This window comes from Faecalicoccus sp. (assembly GCF_036552745.1).
Classification (GTDB): domain Bacteria; phylum Bacillota_I; class Bacilli_A; order Erysipelotrichales; family Erysipelotrichaceae; genus Faecalicoccus.
On sequence record NZ_JAXKBY010000066.1, the window covers coordinates 1 to 6009 of the forward strand.

Sequence of the window (6009 nt, forward strand, 5' to 3'; positions counted from 1 at the left end):
AAACTATACCCATTTACACAAAATCGTGAACTTTCATGGCTGAAATTTAACCAGCGTGTTTTGGAGGAAGCAGCCGATCCCAGAGTTCCGTTATTGGAACGGGTGAAGTTTCTGGCTATATTTACCAGCAATCTCGATGAGTTTTTCATGGTGCGTTGTGGCAGTCTGTATGATTTATCTTTAGTCAATGGGCAACAAATTGATAAAAAGAGCGGAATGACACCGGCCCAGCAGCTGGATTCGATCTATGAAGAAGCACATAAGCTTTACGAAATGCGTGATGGCATCACCAAGAACATTAATTCTACACTGGAGTCGATTCATATTTCCAGTTTGACTAAAAAACAGCTGACAAAGAAACAGTTGAAGTTTATTCATCAATATTTTGATGTGCAGATTTTTCCGGTATTAAGCCCGCAGATCATCGATACACATCATCCGTTTCCTCATTTGATGAATAAAGCGCTGTATATATTTGTGGAAGTCAAGGAAAACGATACGATCATGCGCGGTATCATTCCGGTTCCCAACTTTTTAAAACGCATCGTTTATGTACCGGATACGGATGGAAATTACATGCTTTTGGAGCAGATCATCCTGCATAATGTAGAAAAGCTTTTTTCACAAAGCACTATTGTTTCCAAGACAATCATTCGTGTAACACGAAATGCGGATATCAATCTGGATGAAAAAGAAATTGATGAAGACGAAGATTATCGTCAATATATGAAAAAAATCTTAAAGAAAAGAGGACGATTGGCACCGATTCGTTTAGAGTTATATAAAGAAGCTACGGAAAGTGTGGTTACTTACTTATGTGACGAGCTGCATTTAAAAAAGAATCAGGTCTTTGTATCCAAGACACCACTGGAAATGAATCATGTTTATGATGTGATTGACCAGGCGCCGAGCGTAAAAACAACACCTTTGTTGTATAAGCCGTTTACACCACAGCCAAATAAGTACCTGCGTCTAAATAAACCCATCATAGATCAGGCATTAGATCATGATGCCTTATTGTTTTACCCATTTCATGATATGGAGCCGTTTTTATTGTTGTTGAAAGAGGCAGCGGAAAATCCGGAGGTCAAGTCGATCAAGATTACGATTTATCGTTTGGCCAATCATTCTCGTATCGTGCGTTACCTGGCAAGAGCTGCCGAAAATGGAAAAGAAGTCACTGCTTTAATGGAGCTAAGAGCACGATTTGATGAAAAACATAATATTGAAGCTGCCGAGCTGTTGGAAGAGGCTGGATGTACGGTCATCTACGGCTTTGAAAACTATAAGGTGCATTCCAAGATCTGTATGATCACCTTACAAAATAAAAAGGGAGAATGGAAGACGATTACGCAGATCGGTACCGGAAACTACAATGAAAAAACGAGTAAGATGTACACGGATATTTCGTATATCACCGCCAAACCTTCTATTGGAAAAGATGCGATCACATTCTTTCAAAATATGTCGTTATCCAATTTAGAGGGAGAATATGATCATCTGATCGTTTCACCTCATTCATTAAAGCAGACTTGTCTGGCGTTGATGGATGAACAGATTCAACAAGCCAAAGTGCAAAAAGAGGCACAGATCTTGTTGAAAATGAATTCTTTGACCGATCTGGATATCATCAAAAAACTGCAGGAGGCTTCTGCTGCCGGTGTTAAGATCAAAATGGTCATTCGCGGTATTTGTTGTATATTACCAAATTTAAAGGGGGTTACGGACAATATCGAAATCTACAGTATTGTGGGGCGTTTTTTAGAGCATTCCCGAATTTATTGTTTTGGATGTGGTAACCAGCAAAAGGTCTATATTTCCAGCGCAGATTTTATGGCACGAAATACCGAAAAACGTGTGGAGATCGGTTGTCCGATCGAAGATGAAAATTTAAAACAGGAGCTGTTAGAGTATTTTAATATTCTTTTGAGAGATAATGTCAAGACGCGAAAGCTGTGCGGCAATGGAGAATATGTGAAGATGGATACAAGCGGCGATCCATTTATCGCCCAGGAATATTGTATGCAGAAGGCCGTAGAAGAAGCGGATCAACTTCCCGGTGAGGAAGGAATTTCCTGGTTGGATAAACTCAAACACTGGTTTCAGGGAGCGTAATGACTAATATGTAAAGTAAGCATAAGGATGGATATAAGGAGTGCATGAAAAATGCCTCCTTTTTTTGTGCATATCAATAGCCTTTCAAAGAGAGCTTCCTTTATACTGAAGCCAGGAGGTTTCATATTCATGAAAGGTTATATTGGAACATATACAACAAGTCGATCGAAAGGGATTTATTCCTTTGAGTGGGATGGAAACAAGCTTTCTACACCGGAGCTGTTTTATCCCTGTCAGGATCCTAAGTATCTGACATCCTTTCAAGGCGGTATATTAGCTGTTGCAAAACTGGAGGGAAAGGGTGGTCTGATCTATGTGGATGGCCAAGGCAACCAGATTGCTCAGCTTGTCTATGAAGAAAGTCCATCTTGTTATGTTGGGGTGATTCAAGATCATATTTATACAGTAAATTATCATACAGGTGTTGTTTCTTGTCTGGAATGGGATGGAAATCAATTGACATTAAAGCACCAGATTCGTATTCAGGATAAGGCGGGCTCGCATCATATTTTAGAAGTGAACGGATATCTGTGGGTGCCTTGTCTAATGTTGGATCAAATCGTGATTTTAAATTTTGATCTCTATGAGGTCGGACGCATTAATATGGAAAAAGGCTCAGGACCAAGACATGCGGTCTTAGTAGATCACTATTATTATATATGTGGTGAATTATCCAATGTTCTGTATGCAATCGATGTAGATGCTCGACAGGTAGTTTCCCGGGAAGAACTTCTGGTTTCTAAAAAAGATACCAAAGGTACGGCTGCTATTGCGTATGAAAACGAAAAAATCTATGTATCGACACGCTTTAGTGATGTGATTTCCGTAGTATCGGTACATGAAGGACAAATGCATTTGGAACAAGTTGTTTCCAGCATGGGCATTCATCCCAGAGATTTTGTTTTAGGGAAAAATTCTTTGCTTGTGGTGCATAAGGATGATGATGAGGTTGCGGTATTAAAAAGAGATCAAAATGGGTATTTGACCAAGCGTCTGGCCCATCAAAAAGCACCGGAAGGTGTTTGTGTAATTTGGGAGGAAAAAGAATGAATCAGATTGCGGTAATTGGATTAGGTGTGATGGGGAAAGCCATTGCACAAAATATGATGAATCATGGATTTCGTGTGGCCGGCTATAATCGTACCTATGCGGTTACGGAAACGATGCAGGGAAAAGAGAATTTTATCGGTTATAAAGAATTAAAAGATGCGATCGAATCTTTAGAGAAACCACGTAAGATTTTTATGATGGTACCGGCAGGTCCTGTGGTGGATGCGATGATCGATCAGCTGGAACCTTTTGTAGAGGCTGGAGATATCGTTATGGATGCCGGCAATTCTTATTTTGAAGACGATGCTCGAAGAGGCAAACGATTGGAAAAACTGGGTGTACACTATTTAGCTGTTGGTGTTTCCGGAGGGGAGATGGGGGCACTTCATGGACCTAGTATCATGCCAAGTGGTTCAAAGGAAGCCTATGATCAGGTTGCTTTTATCCTGGAGACGATTGCGGCACAAAAAGATGGAGAGCCTTGTTGCACATACATAGGACCGGAAGGTTCAGGACATTATGTAAAAATGGTACATAACGGTATAGAATATGCAGATATGCAGTTGATCGTAGAAGCATATATTGACATGAAGGCCGCCGGTATGAGCAATCAATCGATCAGTGATGTTCTGGAAAGATGGAACCAGGGACCATTGGAAAGCTATTTATTGAGCATTACGATAAAGATTCTTCGCGAAAAAGATCCGGATACACATAAGGATTTGGTTGATCTGATCGTAGATGCCTCCAGCAATAAAGGAACTGGAAAATGGACCAGCCAATGTGCTTTGGTACAGGATATTAATGTTTCTTTGATTCATGGAGCTTATATGGCTCGCCTGACTTCAAATGATGAAGAATTGCGTCATCGCTTTCCAAAAGTGCAATCGCACATTGAATTAGATACTGAGCAACTTCGTCAGGCTTATTTTTTAGCGCGTGTTGTAGCCTATGAACAAGGTTTTAGGTTGTATAGTGATGCATCAAAACGCTATGGATGGGATTTGAACCTTTCTAAAATCGCCAGCATCTTTAGAGCGGGTTGTATCATTCAAGCCAATTTACTCGAATATATACGAGATACTTTTGGTCGTTTGGGACCGGATGCCAGCTTGTTTAATGATTTTGAAGAAATGGCGATTGCCCATCTTCCGGCTTTAAAAACGATCGTCACTACCGGCTTGCTTCATGATATCAGCATGCCTTTATTCACAGCTGCTCTAACGTATATCATACCGATGCAGCAGGTTGCGTTAGGAGCTAATTTAATTCAGGCACAACGTGATTTCTTTGGCGCCCATACATTTAAAAGAGTGGATAAAGAAGGCGTATTCCATCATCACTGGGAGTAATCTATGGTACAGAATCGATTTATTATTTTTGGTGGTACAGGCGATCTGACATATCGAAAGCTTTTACCCGCTTTCTACAATCTCTTTGTTTCAAAAAAGCTGACAAAACAAGATGAAATTTTGATCATAGGCCGAAGAGACTGGACCAAGACAGACTATATTCGCAAAATGGAACCATGGGTAAAGGGATTTGCCCGTTTTAAAGTAGAAGAAGATAAATTTTTAGAATTCATTCAGCAGATTCAGTATTTAAAGATGAATTTATCTGCTTTGGATGATTATGCGATTTTAAAGGACTATGTCTCAAAAAGTGAAGCGCAGGTCCATGTATGTTACATGGCGGTATCACCACAGTTCTTTGATCCAATCGTAGAAGGTATTCATCAAATCAATCTTTTCAATGTACGTCTTGTCATGGAAAAGCCTTTTGGAACAGATCTTCTATCGGCTACGAAGCTGCAGCGAAAAGTCACTCGTTATTTTGATGAGGAAAACATCTATCGTATCGACCATTATCTTGGAAAAGATATGGTGCGTAATATATTAACGATTCGTTGTGAGAATCCGATTTTTGATGCTGTTTGGAACAATCGGTACATCGATCATGTGAATATTTTTGCCTTAGAACAGGTAGGGGTGGAAAACCGTGGCTCATATTATGATAAGGCCGGTGCTTTACGTGATATGGCACAAAACCATCTTTTGCAGCTATTGAGTATCGTTGCGGTCGATAATCCACACGATCTTCATACGCTATCTTTACAGCAGAGTGTCGTTTTACACTCATTAAAGCTTTTGGAAGATTCCATGATCATGGGGCAGTATAGAGGTTATCTGGATGAAAAAGATATCGATCCAAAGAGTCAGACCGAAACCTTCGCTCGTTTTAGTGTGGGTGTGGAGACTTCCCGGTTTCAAGGTGTACCTTTTCATATCATCACCGGTAAGGAAATGATGTATCGGGATACCGCAATCCAGATCGTTTTTAAAAGTCCATATTCGGGGCAAAAGCCAAATGTTTTGACGATCCAGGTTCAGCCAAAAGAGGGAGTGGAAATTTCTTTTAATATTAAAACACCGGGTAAATCGGATGAAATCTCAGAAGCAACCATGGATTTTTGTCAAAACTGTCAGATGCAGAATCGAATCAATACACCGGAAGCCTATGAATGGATGTTGATGTCGATCATGCAAGAAGACGGCAGTTGGTTTAGTCATTGGGATCAGATTGTAACAAGCTGGAAATTTATGGATGAATTGATTAGAAAGAAGCCGAAATCGATCCTTTATGAAAAAAATTCACTGGGACCAGAAGGTGGATTAACTTCAGAAATCGTAGAATGTATAGAAAAACCATTTATCTGTAAAATTTAATAAATAATTTTTATCTGAAATCTCCTTTATATAAAGGAGATTTCAAGATTTGTTTAAAAAAAGATAAAAAAGTGAAAAAAGATGTTGACGGAAGGGAGTGGATTTGGTAATATAACTG

The 6009-nt window shown here is 39.7% G+C and carries 4 protein-coding genes; all 4 read left to right on the plus strand.

The features are described 5' to 3' along the window. Nucleotides 1-2115: polyphosphate kinase 1 (ppk1, locus tag U0M88_RS03215; RefSeq protein ID WP_331868886.1), on the plus strand; the 2115-nt coding region annotated here is incomplete at its 5' end. A gap of 129 nt (nt 2116-2244) precedes the next feature. After that, nucleotides 2245-3165: a beta-propeller fold lactonase family protein gene (locus U0M88_RS03220; protein ID WP_331868887.1), complete on the plus strand. Its 921-nt coding sequence runs from the start codon at nt 2245-2247 to the stop codon at nt 3163-3165. Beyond that, complete coding sequence (gene gndA / locus U0M88_RS03225; protein WP_331868888.1) at nt 3162-4517, plus strand: NADP-dependent phosphogluconate dehydrogenase; 1356 nt, start codon at nt 3162-3164, stop codon at nt 4515-4517. The genes U0M88_RS03220 and gndA overlap by 4 nt, the downstream gene beginning before the upstream one ends. Before the next feature lie 3 nt (nt 4518-4520). Continuing rightward, nucleotides 4521-5891 carry a glucose-6-phosphate dehydrogenase gene (gene zwf / locus U0M88_RS03230; RefSeq protein WP_117447257.1) on the plus strand — a complete coding sequence of 457 codons (1371 nt, stop codon included), beginning with the start codon at nt 4521-4523 and terminating at the stop codon, nt 5889-5891. Nucleotides 5892-6009: the final 118 nt, after the last annotated feature.